At 60.8% G+C, this 20835-nt stretch carries 15 protein-coding genes; 3 read left to right on the forward strand and 12 right to left on the reverse strand.

All coding sequences use genetic code 11. From position 1 onward, the window contains the following. Window positions 1-41: 41 nt before the first annotated feature. The 5 genes from ACP151_RS11920 to ACP151_RS11940 all read right to left on the reverse strand — a co-directional run bounded on the left by ACP151_RS11920 (window position 42) and on the right by ACP151_RS11940 (window position 5437). Complete coding sequence (locus ACP151_RS11920) at window positions 42-572, reverse strand: helix-hairpin-helix domain-containing protein (RefSeq protein WP_424979125.1); 531 nt, start codon at window positions 570-572, stop codon at window positions 42-44. Then, window positions 573-1526 (reverse strand): fatty acid desaturase, encoded by a 954-nt coding sequence (locus tag ACP151_RS11925; RefSeq protein WP_424979126.1) that lies wholly within the window; start codon window positions 1524-1526, stop codon window positions 573-575. Between the two features lie 326 nt (window positions 1527-1852). Beyond that, entirely contained in the window at window positions 1853-3316 is a 1464-nt protein-coding gene (gene der / locus ACP151_RS11930; RefSeq protein WP_424979127.1) for a ribosome biogenesis GTPase Der, read from the reverse strand. A gap of 72 nt (window positions 3317-3388) precedes the next feature. Continuing rightward, window positions 3389-4711: a PQQ-binding-like beta-propeller repeat protein gene (locus tag ACP151_RS11935; protein ID WP_424979128.1), complete on the reverse strand. Its 1323-nt coding sequence runs from the start codon at window positions 4709-4711 to the stop codon at window positions 3389-3391. Between the two features lie 54 nt (window positions 4712-4765). Beyond that, window positions 4766-5437, reverse strand: coding sequence for a hypothetical protein (locus tag ACP151_RS11940; protein ID WP_424979129.1), 672 nt, complete (start codon window positions 5435-5437; stop codon window positions 4766-4768). Between the two features lie 285 nt (window positions 5438-5722). On the opposite strand from ACP151_RS11940, the gene ACP151_RS11945 reads away from it, so the two are divergent. Then, window positions 5723-6838 carry an efflux RND transporter periplasmic adaptor subunit gene (locus ACP151_RS11945; RefSeq protein WP_424979130.1) on the forward strand — a complete coding sequence of 372 codons (1116 nt, stop codon included), beginning with the start codon at window positions 5723-5725 and terminating at the stop codon, window positions 6836-6838. Then, complete coding sequence (locus ACP151_RS11950) at window positions 6835-10647, forward strand: efflux RND transporter permease subunit (protein WP_424979131.1); 3813 nt, start codon at window positions 6835-6837, stop codon at window positions 10645-10647. The genes ACP151_RS11945 and ACP151_RS11950 overlap by 4 nt, the downstream gene beginning before the upstream one ends. Window positions 10648-10712: 65 nt before the next feature. Here the strand turns inward: ACP151_RS11950 and ACP151_RS11955 are convergent, their stop codons facing one another. From ACP151_RS11955 to ACP151_RS11965, 3 genes are all read right to left on the reverse strand, one after another. Then, complete coding sequence (locus ACP151_RS11955; protein WP_424979132.1) at window positions 10713-11042, reverse strand: hypothetical protein; 330 nt, start codon at window positions 11040-11042, stop codon at window positions 10713-10715. Between the two features lie 137 nt (window positions 11043-11179). Then, window positions 11180-13009: an ABCB family ABC transporter ATP-binding protein/permease gene (locus ACP151_RS11960; RefSeq protein ID WP_424979133.1), complete on the reverse strand. Its 1830-nt coding sequence runs from the start codon at window positions 13007-13009 to the stop codon at window positions 11180-11182. Between the two features lie 113 nt (window positions 13010-13122). Then, on the reverse strand, window positions 13123-14871 hold the full coding sequence (locus tag ACP151_RS11965) for a LysM peptidoglycan-binding domain-containing protein (RefSeq protein WP_424979134.1): 1749 nt from the start codon (window positions 14869-14871) through the stop codon (window positions 13123-13125). Window positions 14872-14995: 124 nt separating this feature from the next. Here ACP151_RS11965 and ACP151_RS11970 point away from each other — a divergent pair, with 124 nt between their 5' ends. Next, window positions 14996-15547 (forward strand): TIGR00730 family Rossman fold protein, encoded by a 552-nt coding sequence (locus tag ACP151_RS11970; RefSeq protein WP_424979135.1) that lies wholly within the window; start codon window positions 14996-14998, stop codon window positions 15545-15547. A gap of 252 nt (window positions 15548-15799) precedes the next feature. Here ACP151_RS11970 and ACP151_RS11975 read toward each other — a convergent pair whose 3' ends face one another. The 4 genes from ACP151_RS11975 to ACP151_RS11990 all read right to left on the reverse strand — a co-directional run bounded on the left by ACP151_RS11975 (window position 15800) and on the right by ACP151_RS11990 (window position 20826). Then, window positions 15800-16399 carry a superoxide dismutase gene (locus ACP151_RS11975; protein WP_424979136.1) on the reverse strand — a complete coding sequence of 200 codons (600 nt, stop codon included), beginning with the start codon at window positions 16397-16399 and terminating at the stop codon, window positions 15800-15802. A gap of 211 nt (window positions 16400-16610) precedes the next feature. Continuing rightward, entirely contained in the window at window positions 16611-16883 is a 273-nt protein-coding gene (locus tag ACP151_RS11980) for a hypothetical protein (RefSeq protein WP_424979137.1), read from the reverse strand. Between the two features lie 351 nt (window positions 16884-17234). Beyond that, complete coding sequence (locus ACP151_RS11985) at window positions 17235-17801, reverse strand: sarcosine oxidase subunit gamma (protein ID WP_424979138.1); 567 nt, start codon at window positions 17799-17801, stop codon at window positions 17235-17237. Next, entirely contained in the window at window positions 17794-20826 is a 3033-nt protein-coding gene (locus tag ACP151_RS11990; RefSeq protein WP_424979139.1) for a sarcosine oxidase subunit alpha family protein, read from the reverse strand. The genes ACP151_RS11985 and ACP151_RS11990 overlap by 8 nt, the downstream gene beginning before the upstream one ends. Window positions 20827-20835 lie beyond the last annotated feature (9 nt).

Consider the following 20835-nt stretch of genomic DNA (forward strand, 5'->3'; position numbering starts at 1 on the left):
CGGCGCAGACTGCCGCCGGTTTTCATGCCTAAGACAGCAAGCTATGCCCGCTTTTTCGGCTTCTTCTTCTTTTCAGCGCCTTCGCCTGCCAAGATTGCCTTTGCCTTCGCCTTTTCCTTTTCTATGGCTTTCCTGGCTTTGGCTTTGACCTTCTTGGCCTTTTTCCTGGCCTTGACCTTGGCCTCCGCGAACTCCTCCATCAGCTGCGCGGCCTGACGTTTGGCTTTTCTGGCCTTATTCTGTGCCTTGGCAGCCCTTTCTTCAGCCGCCTGAAGCGCGGCTTCCGCCGCTGCAAGCCGGGCATTCAGATCGTTGCACTCAGGCACTGCGGACCCGTTGTAGGCCCGTGCTGCATCCAGCAGCAGACCGGCCCGGCCAGCGCCAATCCCGGGAATGCTGCGCAGCTGCAGCTCCTCCATCCCGGCAAGCGCCTCAACGGAATGCACACCGTTTTCCTCAAGGATCCGGGACAATGCCGGCCCCACGCCCCGCAATTTTGAAATCGCTGTCATGCCGCTATCAGACTCCTTTGCTTGCCCGTCTGTTTGCCCGGCAATCCTTGCAGGAAACATCTATGCTGGAAAGGGCACCAGGCATTTCTTCTCTTCATCCCAAAGCTTCAGGGTCAGCGCCCGCAGCGCTTCTGAAAACTTGATCCGCCGCAGCCCCAGTTCCGGTGGCAGGCTGTAATGGCACTGACGCAGCCGGTAGGACGGGATACGAGCGTTGTAATGGTGAATGTCATGCAGGGTGATATTGGCGACGGCCATGTCAAACAACCAGCCGAAATCCAAACAGGACGACCCCTGCAGCGCCGCCACCTGTGGATTGAGCTCGGGGCGGCGATCCCAGTAGGTGTCCTCAAAATTATGCTGCAGATAGACCAGAAACACACCGATCATGCCGCCCAAAAAAGAAAACGCCAGCCACACCCAGATCCCCGTCATTCCCGCCATCCAGTACAGCAGCATCAACAGGGCCGCGATTACCAGATTGTGCAGGACCACACCCCAGATGCCGAAATGCACCGTGTTCTTGGGCCAGCGGTAGCGAATAAAATAGGTAAAGGCAGAGCCCAGCGGCACCAGCACAAACGGGTTGCGATAAAGCCGGTAGCCCAGCCTTTCCCAGGCCCCGGCGGCGTGCCACTCCCGCAACGTCATCGTGTGGATCTCACCAGTTTCACGGTGCTCCAGATTGCCGATGTTTGAATGATGCAGATTGTGGTTCTGCTTCATCACCTCAAAGGGCGCAAAGGTAAAAGGGGACAGGACGTGACCCGCGATCTCATTTTGAAACCGGGTTTCGAACAGCGAATGATGGCCAGTGTCGTGTTGCAGCACATAAAGCCGCACAGCAGCAAAAGCAAAGACACCCCCCGCCGGCAGCATCACATACCAGCGGTCGATGTGGATGATGGCCAGATACAGCGACTGGAAATAGACTGCAAACGTGCCAAAATAGCTCAGCGATGCCAGCCGGTTGTCCTTCACTGTGTATTTGCGCGTGTGTGCCCTCAGATCCATGAATTCTTCCGTCAATGCACGATTTGAGCGACAGGCGAACAAGACGCAGCCCATCCAATGTCATTCTCAGATATATCCGACTTGGCCAAAGGCAAGGCGGCAGAGGACCAGATCCTCAACCCTAGGGTTATCATCTGGACACGACCGATGGAACAAACGCCCTACAGTGGCCGCCGCCCGGCGAAAGCCCGCCGAAACCACAGAAGAAAATGGCGTGCAACGCAAAGGCGCCGCTCCTTGGAGCGGCGCCGGGCCCAACGGGCCAAAGTATTCTGTGAATGCTGCAGGCCGGGCGGGAGCATGCGCCCCGAGCCTCCCCGAGCTGCTCAGCTGCCGCGCTTCTTCAGGTGCTTTTCCAGCGCGCCCGCGTTTTTGGCCCGCTTGCCCTTATAGGGGTTCTTATCCCCCTGCCCGCGCATGAACAGCCGGATCGGCGTGCCGGGCATGTCAAAATCTTCGCGCAGCCCGTTGACCAGATACCGGTTATAGCTGTCCGGCAGCTTGTCCGGATGTGAACACATGACCACGAACCCAGGCGGGCGGCTCTTGGCCTGTGTCATGTAGCGCAATTTGATCCGCTTGCCCTGCGGTGCTGGCGGCGGGTGCTGTTCCAGCATGCCAACCAGCCAGCGGTTCAGCGCAGCTGTCGGCACCCGGCGGTTCCAGACAGTATAGGCCCGCATAATGGCTTCATGCAGCCGGTCCAGCCCCTTGCCGGTCTTGGCGGACACAGTCACCAGCGGCGCGCCGCGCAATTGCGGCAGCAGGCGGCCGAAGGCTTCCTTGAGATCGCGCAGCTTTTCCTGCTTGTGCTCTTCGGAATCCCATTTGTTGACCGCCACCACCACCGCGCGGCCTTCCCGTTCTGCCAGATCGGCAATCCGCAGATCTTGCTGTTCGAACGGGATGCTGGCATCCAACAGCACCACCACAACTTCGGCGAATTTGACCGCGCGCAGACCATCGGAAACGGAAAGCTTTTCCAGTTTTTCCTGCACCTTGGCCTTTTTGCGCATGCCTGCTGTGTCAAACACGCGCATGGGCGTGTCTTTCCAGTTGATCTTCAGCGAGATCGCATCGCGGGTGATCCCGGCTTCTGGTCCGGTCAGCAGACGCTCCTCGCCCAGAATCCTGTTGATCAGAGTGGATTTGCCTGCATTCGGGCGGCCAACAACAGCCACCTGCAGCGGTTTGGCGTCGGTGGGAACAGGAACAACCTCTTCCTCATCCTCGCCGATTTCCTCATAGACCTCGACATCCGTGACCGGCGCGTGATCGACGGCTTCAGCCTCGAATTTTTCCGCCAGCGGCTGCAGGATGCCATAGAGATCCGGCATCCCCTCGCCGTGTTCGCCCGACAGTCGCAGCGGCTCGCCCAGTCCCAGCCCATAGGCTTCCAGCACACCTGCCTCGGCTGCGTTGCCCTCGGCCTTGTTGGCGGCCAGGATCACATGGGCGGACTTGCGGCGCAGAATATCAGCAAAGACTTCATCCGTCGGCGTGACACCGGTGCGCGCGTCGATCATGAACAGGCAGATGTCGGCCATATCCACCGCCCGCTCGGTCAGGCGTCGCATGCGCCCTTCCAGCGAATTGTCGGTGGCGTCCTCCAGACCTGCGGTATCGATCACCGTAAATCGCAGATCCCCCAGCCGCGCCGCGCCTTCGCGCAGGTCGCGTGTCACACCCGGCTGGTCATCGACCAAAGCCAGTTTCTTGCCCACGAGGCGGTTGAACAGGGTGGACTTGCCCACATTGGGGCGGCCCACGATGGCGAGGGTAAAAGACATCAGACCAGCTTTCTGCGATTCAGACGCGGCTCATAACGCATCCGGGCGGCAACCGCCACCCGGAAACACCGGTCACCTATATGCCAGCAAATCGCCCTTGGTGGAAACCACATACAGCGTAGTGCCGGCAATGACAGGCGCGGTTGTGGCGCCGCCCGGCACTTCGGCGGTGCGGGTCAGGCTGCCATCCTGCGGATTGAAGAAGCGCAACAGCCCATCATTGGAAGCGACAACCACCTGCCCGCCAGCAACGACGGGGCCGTGATGCACATGGATCTGGCCGCGCTTGCGAGGCTTGTCTTTCACATAGCCCGGCAGGTCGACAGCCCAGATCACCTCGCCGGTGCTGGCATCCAGCCGCAGCAGCTGGTTCAGGTCGCTGACCTGAAACAGGCTGCCTCCCGCAGGCCAGGCCGTGCCTGATGCGCCTTCGCGCGCCGTCCACAGCCGGTCGCCGGTTTCCATGTCGATTGCAACGGTGCGGCCAGAGTTGTTACCAGCATAAAGCCGGTTGCCGGACACAACCGGCGCGCCCGTCACATCACTGATCCGCGACAAAGTCTGCCCGGTGCGCTGCCCGGAAACCGAGGCGCTCCAGCGGCGCAGGCCGCCGCGGCGGAACGTGGCAATCAGATCGCCGGACCCAAAGGCAAAGACGGCCAGGTCGCTGGTCACAACCGGCGCCGGTGCCCCCAGCACGTTGGCCGGTGACGGCGATGCATTGATCTGCCAGGCGATGCGGCCATCCTTGGCATTCACCGCCCAGCCGGTATCATCACCTGCGACCAGATAAACCAGACCACCGCTGACGCGCGGCTGGCCAGAGCCCGTCGCCTCCAGTTCCTGCCGCCAGACCAGATTGCCGTCCGACGCGTTCAGCGCAGTCAGCACCCCGAAACCCGAGGAGATGTAAAGAACACCATCATGGTAAGCCAAACCGCCGCCGGTCGCCTGACCTTCGCCATCAGTCGACGGGAGCAGTTCACTTTGCCACAGAACCTGGCCCTGTGGCGAAACCGCTGAAACCCTGGCCGCGCTGTCCAGCGTATAGATGCGCCCGCCCCCGACAACCGGGGTCGCCGTGATGCGCTGGCGACGGCTGTCGCCGGACCCGATGGCAGCCGACCAAATGCGCTGCGGCGCGGCGGCCAGTGCCGGGTGCGACGTGCGCCCGGCCTCGGCCCCATGCCCCTGTTCCCAACTGGAATTGGCAACCTGCTTGGGCAGGGAAATGGCGCGGGATTGATTGACGGTCTCCACCGCCAGGTCCGGCCGGATGTCCTCGCGCTCGCCGCGCAGAATCGGTTCCTCTTCCGTACAGGCAGCCAGAACGGCCACAGCTGCGGTGGTGCAAAGAAGAACCCGTGCCCGGGTGAAAGATTTGAATAATGTCATTGCCCTGCCCTGTCTGCCGTTCTTGTACCGCAAGATCCCATCTGCGGCGCGCCCTTACCCCTCCGGCGCAGCGTCCCCGTTGACCGAGCCGCCAAGCGCCACAATCACCTGAGACGCGCGTTCTTTCAAGTCTGCGCTGACGGTTGCATCCGCGACGATGTCCCGGAGCCGGTTTACTGCTGCTTCCGTATTGCCTTCTTCGACATCCAGCAGCGCCAATTGTTCCGCCGCCAGCAGCGCCAGCGGCGCACCCGGCTGGGCCAGCGCCTCATATTGGACACGACGGTCAGCGGCGCTCAGACTGTCAGCCTGCAGGGCCAGCGCCTTGAAGCTGGCAATGCTCCTGTAGATCAACGGCAGATCGCCATCGACTGCAACTGCCTCAAGCCGGGCAACCGCTTCTGCCGTCTTGCCAGCCTCCGCCAAAGCGCCCGCTTCCAGCATGTTCAAAACAGCCGCACCGCCGGCGCTCTCTGCCGAGACAGCCGCCAGCGCCGTGGCCTGTGCTTCGCTGCCGTCGATTTCCAGCGCTGCCGTAATTTCATCGCCAAGCTTTTCGGCGGCAGCCAGATCTTTGGCCTTGGTGTATTCGCGAAACGCAGCACCGCCGACGATCAGCGCCACCGCAAGCCCGCCAATCCAGCCATAGCGTTTCAGCATCACGTAAAGCCTGTCACGGCGAACCTCTTCGGTCACCTCGTCGATAAAACTGTCGGTATCGCTCATGAAAGCCCCTGATATGCGCAGCCCGGGCAAGGCCCGAACCGGTTTTGAATGCGTTGCGCCCCTCTTACCCCGGCTCAAAGGCCAAGCCAAGTGGCCCGTTTGCACCAGAAACTTTGCCAATTCGATCAGAAAAGCAAGAAATGTGAACTAAACCACTTAGTTTAGATTGGACATCTCGTATATCAACCTTATCACATACCCGCGACTCCCGCTGTGAACAGGCCATCCGCACCCCCAATGAGCCAGTCCGCACAGGGATAAAGACAGAGAACAGGAAAGCCCAAGATGCGCATTGTACCGATACTGACCGCAGTGGCGGTAACTGCCAGCCTGTACATGGTGGTTATTGAGCGTGATGACCTGATGGCCTTCGCCCGCGGCGAGGATGCACCAGAAGCTGAGCAGGCCACCCCTGCAACCGCCAATGGGCCGCAACTGGCAGATGCAGCAGAATCGCGCGTCGGCGTCGTGGCCGTGCACAGCAAGGCCCGCAGCATCGGCAACGCGGTCATTCTGCGCGGCCAGACCCAGGCCATCCGCCAGGTTGAAGTGCGGGCCGAAACCACCTCCACCGTGATCTCCGATCCTCTGCGCAAGGGGTCTCATGTCCAAAAGGGCGATCTGCTGTGCGAGCTTGATCCCGGGACCCGTCCGTCGATGCTGCTCCAGGCCCAGGCGCAGCTGAAAGAGGCCAAGATCAACCTGACCGCCGCGTCTAAACTGTCCAAGGGCGGCTATGCCTCTGAAACCCGGCTGGCCTCTGCAGAGGCGGCTGAGCGATCGGCCCAGGCTGCGGTCGCAACCGCCGAACGTGAAATCAGCCATCTGACAATCACCGCGCCTTTTGACGGCTTGCTGGAAAGCGACACCGCCGAGCTTGGCAGCCTGCTGCAACCCGGCAGCCTGTGCAGCACGGTGATTCAGCTGGATACCATCAAGCTGGTCGGCTACGTGCCGGAAGCGGAAGTCAACAAAGTAACGCTGGGTGCCAGTGCAGGCGCCCAGTTGTCCAACGGCCAGGAGGTTCAGGGCAAGGTCACTTTCCTCAGCCGGTCTGCCGACCCCGCCACCCGCACCTTTGAGGTTGAGATCACCGTTCCCAATCCAGACCTGAGCATCCGTGACGGTCAGACTGCCGATATCGCCATTTCATCGGCCGGCTCGCTGGCGCACAAGCTGCCGCAATCGGCGCTGACACTGAACAACCAGGGTCAACTGGGTGTGCGTGTTGTCGGATCCGACAGCACCGTGGTATTCTACCCTGTGAAGCTTCTGCGGGATGAGGCGGATGGCGTCTGGCTGGACGGGCTGCCTGAAACCGCGGATGTGATCGTGGTGGGACAGGATTTCGTGACCGAAGGCGTCGCCGTTGCGGCCACCTACCGGGAGACTGAACAGTGATTGGCATCGTCGATTGGGCCGCCGACCGCGCCCGGATGGTCCTGGCATTCATCGCAATTTCGCTGCTTGTCGGCGGCTTTGCCTATTCCATGCTGCCCAAAGAGGGCGAGCCGGACATCGACATCCCGATGCTGCATGTGTCGGTCGAGTTCCCCGGCATTTCGGCAACCGACAGCGAAAGCCTTCTGATCAAGCCCATGGAGACCGAGATGGCGGATCTCGACGGGCTGGACAAGATGACCGCAACTGCGGCCGAAAACTATGCCGGCCTGCTGCTGGAATTCGATTTCGGCTGGGACAAAAGCGCCACCATCGCCGATGTGCGCGATGCGATGAACACCGCACAGGCCGACTTCCCCAGCGGTGCTGAGCAATACACCATCACCGAGATCAACTTCTCGGAATTCCCCATCGTCATCGTCAACCTGACCGGCGCCGTCCCCGAACGCACCATGGCCCGCCTGGCCAAGGATCTTCAGGACGAATTTGAAGCACTGGATTCGGTGCTGGAGGCCGGCATTGCCGGCAACCGCGATGAAATGGTCGAAGTGGTTATCGACCCGCTGCGCCTGGAGGCCTACAATGTCACCGCACTGGAGCTGATCAATGTTGTGCAGAACAACAACCAGCTGATCGCGGCGGGCGAGGTGGAAACAAGCCAGGGAACGTTCTCGGTCAAGATCCCCTCTTCCTTTGATGACGTTCAGGATATCTACGCGCTGCCGATCAAGACCAACGGCGACCGTGTGGTCACGCTGGGTGAACTGGCCCAGATCAATTACACCTTTGAGGACCGCAAAGGCACCGCCCGTTTTGACGGCGAAAGCACGCTGGCACTGCAAGTAGTCAAGCGCAAGGGGTTCAACCTGATCGACACTGTTGATCAGGTGAAGGCCATCCTTGCCGACGCGCAGGAAAATTGGCCAGAAGAGCTGCAGGCAGCGGTCACTGTCGGCACCTCCAATGACCAAAGCCGCGTTGTCGGCTCGATGGTGCGCCAGCTGGAAGGCTCGGTGCTGACTGCCGTCGCACTGGTGATGATCGTCATCCTGTCGGCGCTTGGCAGCCGGGCCGCAATGCTGGTCGGCTTTGCCATCCCGACATCCTTCCTGCTGTGCTTTGCATTCCTCGCGGTGATGGGTATCACCATTTCCAACATGGTGATGTTCGGCCTGATCCTGGCCGTGGGCATGCTGGTGGACGGCGCCATCGTGGTGGTTGAATACGCGGACAAGCGGATCAAGGAAGGCACCGGCCCGATGCACGCCTATGTCGAGGCGGCGCAGCGGATGTTCTGGCCTGTGGTCTCCTCCACGGCGACCACGCTTTGCGCCTTTTTGCCGATGCTGTTCTGGCCCGGTGTACCGGGTGAATTCATGGGCATGCTGCCTGTCACAATGATCTTTGTTCTGTCGGCTTCGCTGCTGGTGGCACTGGTCTATCTGCCGGTTGTCGGCGGCGTTTCCGGCAGGTTGAGCCGGGTGTTTGAAGGCGCTTCGCAAGTGCTGCGGATGATCCTGCCCTGGTGGCTGCGCGCCCTGATCGTGCCCGTACCGATGTTCGGCATGTTTGTCGGCGCCATGCAGATGCTGAACCCCGAATATATCCTGCCCGCAGGCTCAGAAGGCTTTGGCGCGCTTCTGATCGGGGCAACTCTGTTTATTGCGTCGGGTTTTGCGGCCTCGATCACCCTGGGCGCTGCCAAGATCCAGCGTGCCGAAAAAGAAGTGGCTCCCGGTTATCGGCATTCTGCATTTGGTCACTTTATCAAGTTCATCACTGGAAATCCGGTGATGCCTGTTGTGACCATTGTTGCAGTGGCATTCTCCATCAGCTCCGTGTTCGGCTACTTCGGAGAGAACAACAACGGCGTTGAATTCTTTGTGGATACAGAGCCGGAACAGGCCACGGCCCATGTGCGCGCTCGCGGCAATATTTCGCTGCATGAAAAAGACCAGATGGTGCGCCAGGCCGAAGACATCATCATGGCGCATCCGGCGGTGGTGAACGTCTTTTCCTTTGCCGGCGAAGGCGGGCTGAACACCGGCGGCCCCGGCGGCGGCGACGGCCCCAGCGACTCGATCGGTCAGATCCAGTTTGAAATCATCCCCTGGGAGAACCGGCCGACGCAGACCGAAACCTGGTTCTACGGCCTGCTGACCCGCGAAGTCACTGCGACAGAATTCGACGGCAACACGGTGCTGGACGAACTCAATGCGGAATTGTCCAAGCTTCCGGGGTATGAGGTCGAGGTCAAACCGCTGGAGCAAGGCCCGGGGCAAGGCAAGCCTGTGCATCTGCGTGTGCGCGGCGACAATTGGGCGGATTTGACTGCCGCAGCCGAAACCGCCCGTGCCCAGTTCGACGCCACCCCCGGTCTGACGCTGATCGAAGACAGCCTGCCCCTGCCCGGCATCGACTGGCAAATTGACGTGGATGTGGCCAAGGCCGGACGCTATGGCGCTGATGTGGCGACTGTGGGCGCGATGGTGCAGCTGGTCACCCGCGGCGTCCTGTTGGGGGACATGCGCCCAGAGGCCAGCGACGAGGAAATCGATATCCGCGTCCGTCTGCCCGAAGAAGACAGGGTACTGTCCACTTTGGACACTCTCAAAGTCCGCACTGGCGAAGGTCTGGTTCCGCTGTCAAACTTCATCACCCGCACACCTGTTCCGAAACTCGCCATGATCAACCGGGTCGATCAGGAGCGGTTCTATGATGTGAAGGCTGATGTGGTTCCAGGGCTGAGCAAAGCGCAGACTGAAGACCCGGAGACCGGAGAGCTCAGCGACCTGGCCCTGATCAAAGAAGTGGCAGCAGGTGCTGCGCCTAAGGGGGCCGTTGTCACGACAGCTGCCGGTGCCCAGATGGAGGTGGTCCAGCTGTCCGACGGTGTGTCTGCTGAAGACCTGCAAACTGCATTGGACAATGGCGCCAAGACTTCTCCGGTCAATCCCAACGAACGCATTTTGTATCTGACTGAATGGCTGGAAACCAACCCGCTGCCTGCAGGCATATCTTGGGAATGGACCGGTGATCAGGAAGAACAGGCCGAATCCGGCGCCTTCCTGATGAACGCTTTTGCCGGTGCATTGGGGCTGATGTTCGTGATCCTGCTGGCCCAGTTCAACAGCTTCTACAATTCGGTTCTTGTGCTTCTGGCCGTGGTTCTCTCCACCACCGGGGTGCTGATCGGCATGCTGGTCATGGATCAATCCTTCTCGATCATCATGACCGGCACCGGCATTGTCGCGCTGGCTGGTATCGTTGTGAACAACAACATTGTTCTGATTGATACCTATCAGGAATATTCCAAGCACATGCCCCGGATCGAGGCAATCATCCGCACCGCTGAGGCCCGCATCCGCCCGGTGCTGCTGACCACCATCACCACGATGGCCGGTCTCACCCCGATGATGTTCGGCCTCAGCCTCGACTTCATCAACGGCGGCTACTCAATCGACAGCCCTACGGCGCTGTGGTGGAAGCAGCTGGCCACCGCTGTGGTCTTTGGCCTTGGTGTTGCCACTGTGCTGACCCTTGTCGTCACGCCCTCGCTGCTGGCAATCCGGGTGTGGTTTTCTACCTATATGCTTGCCTTGGGCCGGCTGCTGTCACGGATCACCCGCGGCCGCTCCAGCCGCATTGCACGGGACACCAAGCTGTTCAAAAAGGCGCGCCAGCTGCCGACTACGGAAATCCAATGGGTCGAGGACTCACCGCCTAAGGCGGACAAAGCCCAGGCCGAAGAAGAAGACGACAATCCGCAGCCACCTGCCCCAAGCAACCGCTTGCAGGCTGCCGAATAGACAACAAAAAGCCCCGCTCAGTCGGGGCTTTTCTATTGGAGTTGGCAATTCCTGCTGGGGCAGCTTCAGTCGGTAAAGACGTATTCACCCAGATCACACAGATCGAGGCCAAAGTCCTCTTCCTCCGACCTGTCTGCAAAGCTGCCGCGGATGTCATACACGCAGGTCGTTGCACCGTCTGCAATCAGCACGCCGATCTCATAGCCGGGCGCCAGATAGCCGCCGTCAATCAGATTGTCTTCCCATCTGTCGGAAGACGCCGGCGACACATTGAATTCAACCAGATCGGCACTGCTGTCGTTGACCAGCAGGAATTCGAGGTCCTCGGCAAAGGCCGGCGCCTGAGACGCAAGAAGCACAGCTGCAGAGGCAGCGGCAGTCAGAAGGGTCTTCATCCAGTATTCCTTTTGCACGGATCAGCCAGCGTGGATGCTGCGGATTTCCTGTCATGGCGCCACTTTAGGACCGGGACCGGGTAAGGTAATGGGAAAGCCGGTGATGGTTTCCCACTTTAGCAGCCCGCCAGAAACAGTCAGGCGGCGTCCTGATCCGCCTGCTGGCGCTGCCACAGCCGGGCATAGCGGCCCTGGCTGGCCAGAAGATCCTCATGGGTTCCGGTTTCGGCTATCTCGCCCTGTTCCAGAACCACAATCCGGTCCGCCTCGGCAATGGTCGACAGCCGATGTGCAATGGTGATCACCGTGCGCCCCTGCCCGGCCCGCGCCAGGGCCTCCTTGATCTCCTGTTCGGTATCGGTGTCCAGCGCTGATGTTGCCTCGTCCAGCAGCAGCACCGGCGGGTTTTTCAGCAGCGTCCGGGCAATCCCCACCCGCTGCTTCTCGCCGCCCGACAGCTTCAATCCGCGCTCGCCCACCTGGGTGTCATAGCCCCCCGGCAGCGCCATGATGAAATCATGGATCTGGGCATCCCGCGCCGCCTGCTCGACGTCTTGCTGGGTGGCGCCGTCACGGCCATAAGCGATGTTGTATCGGATCGTGTCATTGAACAGCACCGTGTCCTGCGGCACCACGCCGATGGCCTGATGCAGGCTGCGCTGGCTCACCTCCCGCACATCCTGCCCGTCGATTTTCAGCGCACCACCGGAGACGTCATAAAACCGGAACAGCAGCCGCCCGATGGTCGATTTTCCCGATCCCGTAGACCCGACAATCGCCACCGTCTGCCCCGGTTCAGCCTCCAGCGAGATGCCCTTCAGGATTTCCCGGCCCGCATCGTAGGAAAACCGGACGTTCTCCAGCGTGATGCGCCCGCCGGTCACCTGCAGCTCGGCTGCGTCTGGACGGTCGCTCACATCCGCGGGCTGCTCCAGCAGATCGAACATTTCCCCCATGTCGACCAGGCTCTGACGGATTTCGCGGTAAACAGTCCCCAGGAAGTTCAGCGGCACGGTGATCTGGATCATATAGGCGTTGACCATGACAAAATCACCAACCGTCAGCGCGCCCCGTTCCACCCCCATCGCAGCCATCACCATGACACCGATGAGGCCTGCGGTGATAATCACACTCTGGCCAAAGTTCAGCGCCGCCAGAGAATAGGCGGTTTTCAACGCCGCCTGCGCGTAGCCCCGCATGGCCCCGTCATAGCGTGCCGCCTCGCGCTCTTCGGCGACGAAATACTTGACGGTTTCAAAGTTCAGCAGGCTGTCGATCGCCTTTTGATTGGCGTCGGTATCCTGTTTGTTCATCTCGCGGCGCAGCTTCACCCGCCATTCGGTCACCGCAAAAGTGAACCACACATAAAGCGTGATGGTCCCGGCCACAGCCGCCAGATACCAGGCATCAAACAGCACTGTCAGAATAATGGCCACCAGTGTCAGTTCCAGGATCAGCGGCCCGATCGAGAACAGCATGAACCGCAGCAGGAATTCGACGCCTTTCACCCCGCGCTCGATGATCCGGCTCAGCCCGCCGGTCTTGCGGGTGATGTGATAGCGCATCGACAGCCGGTGGATATGGGTAAAAGTCTCCAGCGCCAGCCGGCGCAGTGCCCGTTGGCCCACCGGGGCAAAAACCGCATCCCGCAGTTGCTGGAAACCGGTGGTCAGGATTCGGGCCATGCCATAGGCAACCGTCAGGCCAACGGCTCCCAGCGCCAAGGGCGGCACACCTTCGCCTGCCAGGCTGTCCACCGCGCCCTTGTACAGCATCGGCGTATAGACCGCGATCAGCTTGGCAATCACCAGCACTGCCAGCGCCAGCATCACACGGACCTTCACCGAGGAATTGCCTTCAGGCCAAAGATACGGTCCCACCTTGCGCAGCGTGCGCAGCCCGGATCGGCGTTCATCCTGGGCAATGTCTTCTTGCGCCGGCACAGCGGTCTGATCATTTTGGGTCATGGCTATTCCTGGCTAGACACTTTCAGATATCCACCTGTTCACGGATTTGCGAGGGGCAGGAACAAAAAACGCGCCACAGGGGCGCGTTTTCCTGGAATTATGCCGGTGCGAGGTCACTCCGGAATTGTAAAAACCTGTCCTGGGTAAATCAGATCCGGATTGCGGATGTCGCCCTTGTTGGCTTCAAAAAGCCTGACATACAGAAATCCGCTGCCGTATCTCTCTTGGGATATCGCCCAGAGGGTATCGCCTTTCTGCACGGTGATTGCCCTGATCAACGGCGCCGGCTGATCCGGGTCCGCCTCGCGTTCTGGCTGTGCCAGCACATCCGGCGTTTCCCGCTTAAACGGGGTTTCCAAGCGGCTCAGCACCTTGCCGGACGCAGTTTCAATCTCATCCAGCCGTAGAGTGTAAACCCCCGGAGCCACATCCTCCAGCCGTCCGCTCCAGCGTCCGTCCTGCGCAGCATCCAGCTCTGCCACCGGCAGGTTGTCCACATAGACACGCACCTGCGACTGAGGACGCGCGCGGCCCGTAAGCTCAACCCCGCCGGTGTCGTTGTAACTGATCGCATCAAGCGCCACTTCCGTGTTCAGGTCCGGATCGGCGGACACTGCGGGCTGCACAACTTCAATCCCGGTCTCATCCGCGCGCAGAACAGCCACGGCCTGCCCTTGGGGCTGCGGTTCCTCCGGCTCTGCTGCTGGCTGCGATACAGCCACAGCCGACGCCTCTGCGGCGGTCTTTTCCGCACTCTGCCCCTCTGCGGCAGTTGCCGTCGCAACCACCTCGCCCGGCACTTCCTGCGCGGTTTCCGTCGGCACAGAGGCCGCTTCGGAAACAGGATCTGACGCGGCTCCGCTGGTGTCCTGCGTTACAGGGGCTTCCACAACCGGCGTTTCAGCAGAGGGTTCTTCTGCCAGTGCTGCAAACTGTTCATGCAGCGGCTCCTCTGTTGTTGTTTCTGAAACCACCGACGCCGGGCTGACCGGAGCCAGAATGAACGACGCACCAGAAGCGGTCTGAGAACCGTCATGTTCTGCCAGCAGCGACACGACTTGAGGTTGCGAACTGGGCGCAATGGACGTCAGCGAAACAAATTCACCGCCTGACGGCACCTGCAGCTGTTCCAGCACTTCACCATCAAGAAGCACCGAAACCTGTACGCCCTCCTGCGCCCGCCCGGCAATCACCGCAGCGCCTTCACTGTCTACGCGCACCAGATCGAGTTCAGGTGCCTGCAACACAAAGATTTCTTCTGCGGCAGCAGCCGGTTCCGCTTCGCCCTGCGCTGCCTCCCCGGTGTTTGCAGTTTCGGTCAAGCCCGCCGGTTCACTGCCTTGATCCCCAAAACTGTCTCCGGCAGCCTCCACTTCGGCGGTCCCTTCTTCGGCGGCACTTTCCTCTGCGGCTCCCTCTTCGACGGCATTGTCTCCGGCACTGCCTGATCCATTCTCAGCCACAGTGCTGTCCACAACAGCGGCCTCCGGCTCAGCTTCCTCGGATGAAGTTTCCGCCTGTTCCAAAGCCTTTGGCTCTGCCTCGCCCGCTTCCTCTGACGTGCCGGTCACGGGGTCCTGAGTAGCTTCTGCCGGTTCCACAGCTGCAACCTGATTGCGCGCAGCTTGCTCCGCTGCCCGGTTTTTCAGCGGCTGACCGGATTCCTCGCCATCGCCGGAAAATTCGGTATTGCCGTTCGCCGACTGCCCCGCTGCCCCCTCGGAAACAGCAGTGCCTTCGGGCCCGGCAGTGCCAAACACCCCAAGCTGGTAGAGGACGACTCCGCCCACGACCACAATCGCGCCGGTTATTCCGCCAAATGTGAGGGCCCCCAGACCCCCGCTTCCAGATGCTTCCGCCATGTCTTTCCCTTCGGCAAATGCGGAATGTGTCCTTCCGCTTAGTTGAGGGAATCTAACAACCCCGCTATCAGGGGTCAAAACACCAATTGGTTTTCACCTTGATATTCCACAGAAAGGCTGGCCGATGTGCATAAAATCCGTCTGTGTCTACTGCGGTGCCCGCGCTGGCGCCCTGCCCGCCTATGCAAAAGCAGCCCGCGCATTCGGCGCCGCGCTGGCGGAAAACGGGATGCGGCTGGTCTATGGCGCCGGCGATGTCGGCCTGATGGGCGAGGTCGCCCGCGCCGCGCAGGCGGCTGGCGGCGAAACCTTTGGCGTGATCCCCGGCCATCTGGAACAACGCGAGGTTGGGAAATCAGACCTCACCACCTATGTAGTCACCGAAACCATGCATGAGCGCAAAAAAGTCATGCTGTGGAACGCCGATGCAATTGTGGTCCTGCCAGGCGGCGCAGGCTCTCTGGATGAGCTGTTCGAAGCTCTCACCTGGCGCCAGCTTGGCCTGCATGCCAAACCCATCGTGATTCTGAACACCGAAGGCTATTGGGACACACTGCGCGTTCTCCTGGATCAGGTTGTGGCCCAGGGGTTTGCCGGACAGGACACTGCAGACTGCTTGATCTGGGTCGAGACGCCGGCCGCCGCGATCGCGGCCCTGCGCGAAACCGACTGCTGACGCAGCGCCGCACAGGAAACCACCGGTAGCCGCGCGCTGGATCGGCACCCTGGATCGGCACAATGGCGGCGGTGAATGACGCCGCAAAAACCAGAACCGCGACAAGGAATGGCAATGCCGGGTCCAGAGACTGCGGCACGCCAGCTATGACCGGCCACATTCTGCGGGCGCCATAGGCGACAGTTACCGATGCAAACAAGAAACGCCCGGTCAGCCGACCGGGCGTTGCAGAAATTCCGTGCTGTTGCGGGCTTACATCCGCGAGGCGACGTTTTCCCAGTTCACCAGATTGTCCAGGAAGTTGGTCAGGTAGGCGGGACGCTTGTTGCGGAAGTCGATGTAGTAGGAGTGCTCCCACACGTCGCAACCCAACAGCGCGGTCTGGTTGAAGCACAGCGGGTTGACGCCGTTTTCAGTCTTGGTCACAGCCAGCGAACCGTCTGCATTCTTGACCAGCCACGCCCAGCCGGAGCCGAACTGGCCAGCGCCTGCGGCGGAGAACTGCGACTTGAACTCATCCACTGAGCCAAAGGAGTCCACCAGCGCCTTCTCCAGATCACCCGGCATTTTGCTTTCGCCCGGGCCCATCATTTCCCAGAACTGGTTGTGGTTCCACAGCTGAGAAATGTTGTTGAAGATACCGTTCTGGGCAACCGCGTTCGCGTCATAGGTACCCTTGATGATCTCTTCCATCGACTTGCCGTCCCACTCGGTGCCGGCAATCAGCTTGTTGCCGTTGTCGACATAGGCCTTGTGGTGCAGGTCATGGTGGTATTCCAGGGTTTCCGCCGACATGCCCTTGGCAGCCAGAGCGTCATGTGCGTACGGAAGATCGGGAAGTTCAAAAGCCATTTGGGCCCCCTGTGAAATAAGTTTGCATTCCTGCGCAGATACATGCTGTGCGGGCGCTATCAGGTCAAGTCCTTAGGCATGAAATCCATGCAGGGACTATGTGCAGTTTTCTACAGCTTTCCGCAGCTTCCTCTATAGGACAGCAGCGCAGCAGCGGCAGGTCCAGCCCCCAAGGCGCCAAGCGGAGCAAAATGAGGACAAGCTGCCGTGTTCAGCCGGGCAAGCCATCTGCCACCATCGGCAGACTGCCCTCCTGCTGGCAGCGTCCTGCGCCGCGAACTGGTTTGGCACGTCCTCCGCGGGCGGAGGCCTGGATGCTCATCTTTTGATTGGCTTTATTCAGTACCGCTCTGTATTCCGGCTCCTGCCGCCAGCCGTTCGGCATCACGGCCAATTCCGGCAGCTTCCATGTCAGAACAAATGAGTTTTCGCTTTTCTGAACCACCAGAGCAGGAACCGACACCGAAAAGGCAACATCCGTCACTGTCGCCGATCCAAAATCTGGTGAAAAATGAACGTCAATCCGGCTGGGGACCCAAGCCTGCCCAGACAGCGGCTTCAGATCGCAGGTCATGCTCGGCCCTGCTTGGGAAACACCACTGGCTATCGTAAAAAACAATGCCGCAATTCCGCATCTCTGCAGATTCATCAGCTGCTCCCGAAACAGTTCAGACAACCGCCCCGACAGCAGGGAACGGGTTTAGAATCAAACGCCTACATAATCTGTAAAGCCTGTTCTCCAGTTCTTTGCGCAAACAAAAACGGTGCCCTGGAGATTTCCAGAGCACCGTAAATGACGCGCAATGGCGTCACAAGAAAAAAGCGAGCGAAAATTTTAATAAACGCCCACCTTACTTTGTGGATGCGCCGCGGTGCTCAGCAATTTGAACACATATTCGCCAACTGAGCGGAAGCAGACGATATAAAAGCTGCCGTCCTCGTTCAGCCAGAATGCGCCAGCCACCTGCGCCAGGCGCGAACGGCGGAACTGACCCGCCTTGAAGGCAGCCTCGTCAAAGTCCACCGGGCTCACTTTACCCAGCACCTCGCGCGCGCCCTCGCCCGACAGACGGAAGAAGGCACGGGCATCCGAGACGTTCACAGCCAGCGCGTGCTCGCCTTTCAGCGCCTCAGCCACTTCGGCGGTTTTGGCAACCGCGTCCTCATATGGCACCAAGAGCAGCAGCTCGTCGGTGGACATCCAGGCAACGGCGCCGTTTTCGGCAACATTGACAGACCCCTGACCCGGAACCTCGGCGCCGGTGGCGGCTTTGACAGCCGCCTTCAGCGCCGATGAACCCAGATCGCCGCGCAGGGTGATCATGCCCTGCAGCCCCGCGTCCTCGACCTTGGCCAGCCCGGTATACTGGGCGCCGTTCAGTACGGAAACAGCCTTAGACATTCTGCTTTTCCCCTTCCTTGTCGTAGAAGACCGGGTCAACGATCTTGGCTTTGTAGGTCACACCGTCGGTGCCCGGGAATTCGATCACTTCACCCATCCGCTTGGGACCGTGTTTGACCAGGCCCATGGCGATGCCCTTATTCAGGGTGGCGGAGAAATAGGTCGAGGTCACCCGGCCGATCATGTTGCGCTGGCCGTTGGCGTTAACGCCTTCACCCACCGCATAGGCGCCGTCAGGCAGCACCGAACCATCGACGGTTTCCAGACCAACCAGCTGCCAGCGTTCCGGATCGACCATATGAGAGCGCGCCTGCGCGCGTTTGCCCAGATAGTCTTCTTTCTTCTTGGACAGCGCCCAATGCAGACCCAGATCCTGCGGGATCACGGTGCCATCGGTCTCGTCGCCGATCATGATGAAACCTTTTTCGGCCCGCAGGATGTGCAGGGTCTCCGTGCCATAAGGCATGACGCCGAATTCCTTGCCTGCCTCCATCAGCGCATCCCAGAACGCCTGGCCCTCAGAGGCCGCAACCGCGATCTCATAGGACAGCTCGCCCGAGAAGGAGATCCGGTAAGCCCGGGCGTCGAATTCACCGATCTTGCCGTCGCGCCATTCCATGAAGGGCAGCGCCTCTTTGCTGACATCCATGCCGCCGCCCGCTGCCGCGTTCAGCTTCTCCAGCACCTTGCGGGCGTTGGGGCCAACCACAGCGATCTGCGCGTATTGCTCGGTCACATTGGCCACATAGACTTTCCAGTCCCACCATTCGGTCTGCAGCCATTCTTCCATCCAGCCGTGGATGCGCTCGGCTCCGCCGGTGGTGGTGTGGCACAGCCAGGTGTCCTCGTCGATGCGGGCAACCACACCGTCGTCCATCAGGAAGCCGTTCTCGGTGCACATCAGGCCATAGCGGCATTTGCCGATCTTCAGCGTCGACATCATGTTGGTGTACATCATGTCCAGGAACTTGCCTGCGTCGGGGCCTTTGACCACCAGCTTGCCCAGGGTCGAGGCGTCCAGCAGGCCGAGGTTCTCGCGGGTGTTCTTAACCTCGCGGTTCACCGCGGCATGACGGTCCTCACCGGGCTTGTTGATGGAGAACGGACGGCGCCACTGGCCAACCGGTTCCCAATCCGCGCCGTTCTGATCCATCCAGTCAGCAATCGGTGTCTTGCGCACCGGCTGGAAGATCTCGGCCCGTGCCTCACCGGCGATCGCGCCCAGCGAGATCGGATGGTAGGGCGGACGGAAAGTGGTGGTACCCACCTGCGGAATTTCCGAGTTCAGGCTGTCGGCCAGAATGGCCAGGCCGTTGATGTTCGACAGCTTGCCCTGGTCGGTCGCCATGCCCAGCGTGGTATACCGCTTGGTGTGCTCGACGCTTTCATAGCCTTCGCGGGCCGCCAGCTGAACGTCCGACACTTTCACGTCGTTCTGATAGTCCAGCCAAGACTTCATGCGCAGCTTGATGTCCGCCTTGGCAGGCATCAGCCAGACCGCTTCCATCTGCACTTCTGCTGCGGATTCACCCTTGGCAGCCGCCACGGATTTCGCCGGGAAGCCAGCCGCTTCGGCCGCCTTGGCACCAGCCGCTGCTGCGTCTTCCAGCAGCGCAGCCAGACCAAATTCGCCGTTTGCAGCGCCCGCAGGCACAACAAAACCATTGCCGTCATGGCCCAGCGGCGGACGGGAGGCATCGGGACGGAAGTTGGCGTTCGCCTCATCCCAGATCAGCTTGCCGCCGCAGTGGGACCACAGGTGCACCACCGGCGACCAGCCGCCGGACATCGCAACTGCATCGGCCTGCACGGTTTCACGCGCACCGCCTTCGCCGTTCTGGGCGCAGATGGCGACTTCGGTCACGCATTTGCCGTCCTTCACCTTGGCGATGGCACGGCCCAGCTCAACCCGGATACCTTTTTCGCGGACCGCTTCCATCAGCGCGCCGCCGCCGGTTTCGCGAGTGTCGATCACGCGGACCACTTCGACGCCTGCGTCATGCAGCACCAGTGCGGTGCGGTAGGCGTCGTCGTTGTTGGTTGCAACCACAACCTTCTGGCCCGGGTTGATACCCCAGTTCACCACATAATCGCGCATCGAGGCCGCCAGCATCACACCAGGAACATCGTTGCCGGCAAAGGACAGCGGACGTTCAATCGCACCGGTTGCGGTGACGATTTGGCTGGCGCGGATCCGCCACAGACGGTGGCGCGGGCCACCCTGACCCGGTGCGTGGTCGGTCAGGCGTTCATAACCCAGGGCATAGCCGTGGTCATAAACACCAGACCCCATGCAGCGGTCGCGCAGGGTGACGTTGTCCATATCGCGCAGCTCAGCCAGGGTCTTGGCGACCCAGGCGTCAGGGCTGTCACCGTCGATGGTGCCGCCGTCGACCGGCGCGCGGCCGCCCCAGAAATTGTTCTGCTCCAGCACCAGAACCTTGGCGCCGGATGCCGCAGCTGCCTTGGCTGCCTGCAGACCGGCAACGCCGCCGCCAATGACCAGCACATCCGCAAAGAAATAGAAGTGCTCGTAGGTGTCGGCGTCCTTCAGTTCCTTGTCGGGGGCTGCGCCCAGACCTGCGGACTTGCGGATGATCGGCTCATAGACGTGTTTCCACAGCGGACGCGGGTGGATGAACATCTTGTAATAGAAACCGGCGGTCAGAAAACGGCTCAGCTTGTTGTTGATCGACAGAACGTCGAACTCCAGGCTGGGCCAGTGGTTCTGCGAATTTGCCGACAACCCCGAGAACAGCTCGGTGGTGGTGGCGCGCTGGTTCGGCTCGTAACGGTCGCCCACGCCCAGCTGCATCAGCGCATTGGGCTCTTCCGAACCCGATGCCACGACGCCGCGCGGACGGTGGTATTTGAACGACCGGCCCATCATCACCTGGCCATTGGCCAAGAGTGCGGATGCCAGCGTATCGCCGGCAAAACCCTTCATGGACTTGCCGTTGAAGGTGAAGTCGATCTGTTTGGAGCGGTCGATCAGCCGGCCCTGATTGGCGAGACGCGTGCTCATGTGCTCAGA

It is taken from the genome of Leisingera sp. S232, from assembly GCF_049800895.1.
Lineage (GTDB): Bacteria > Pseudomonadota > Alphaproteobacteria > Rhodobacterales > Rhodobacteraceae > Leisingera.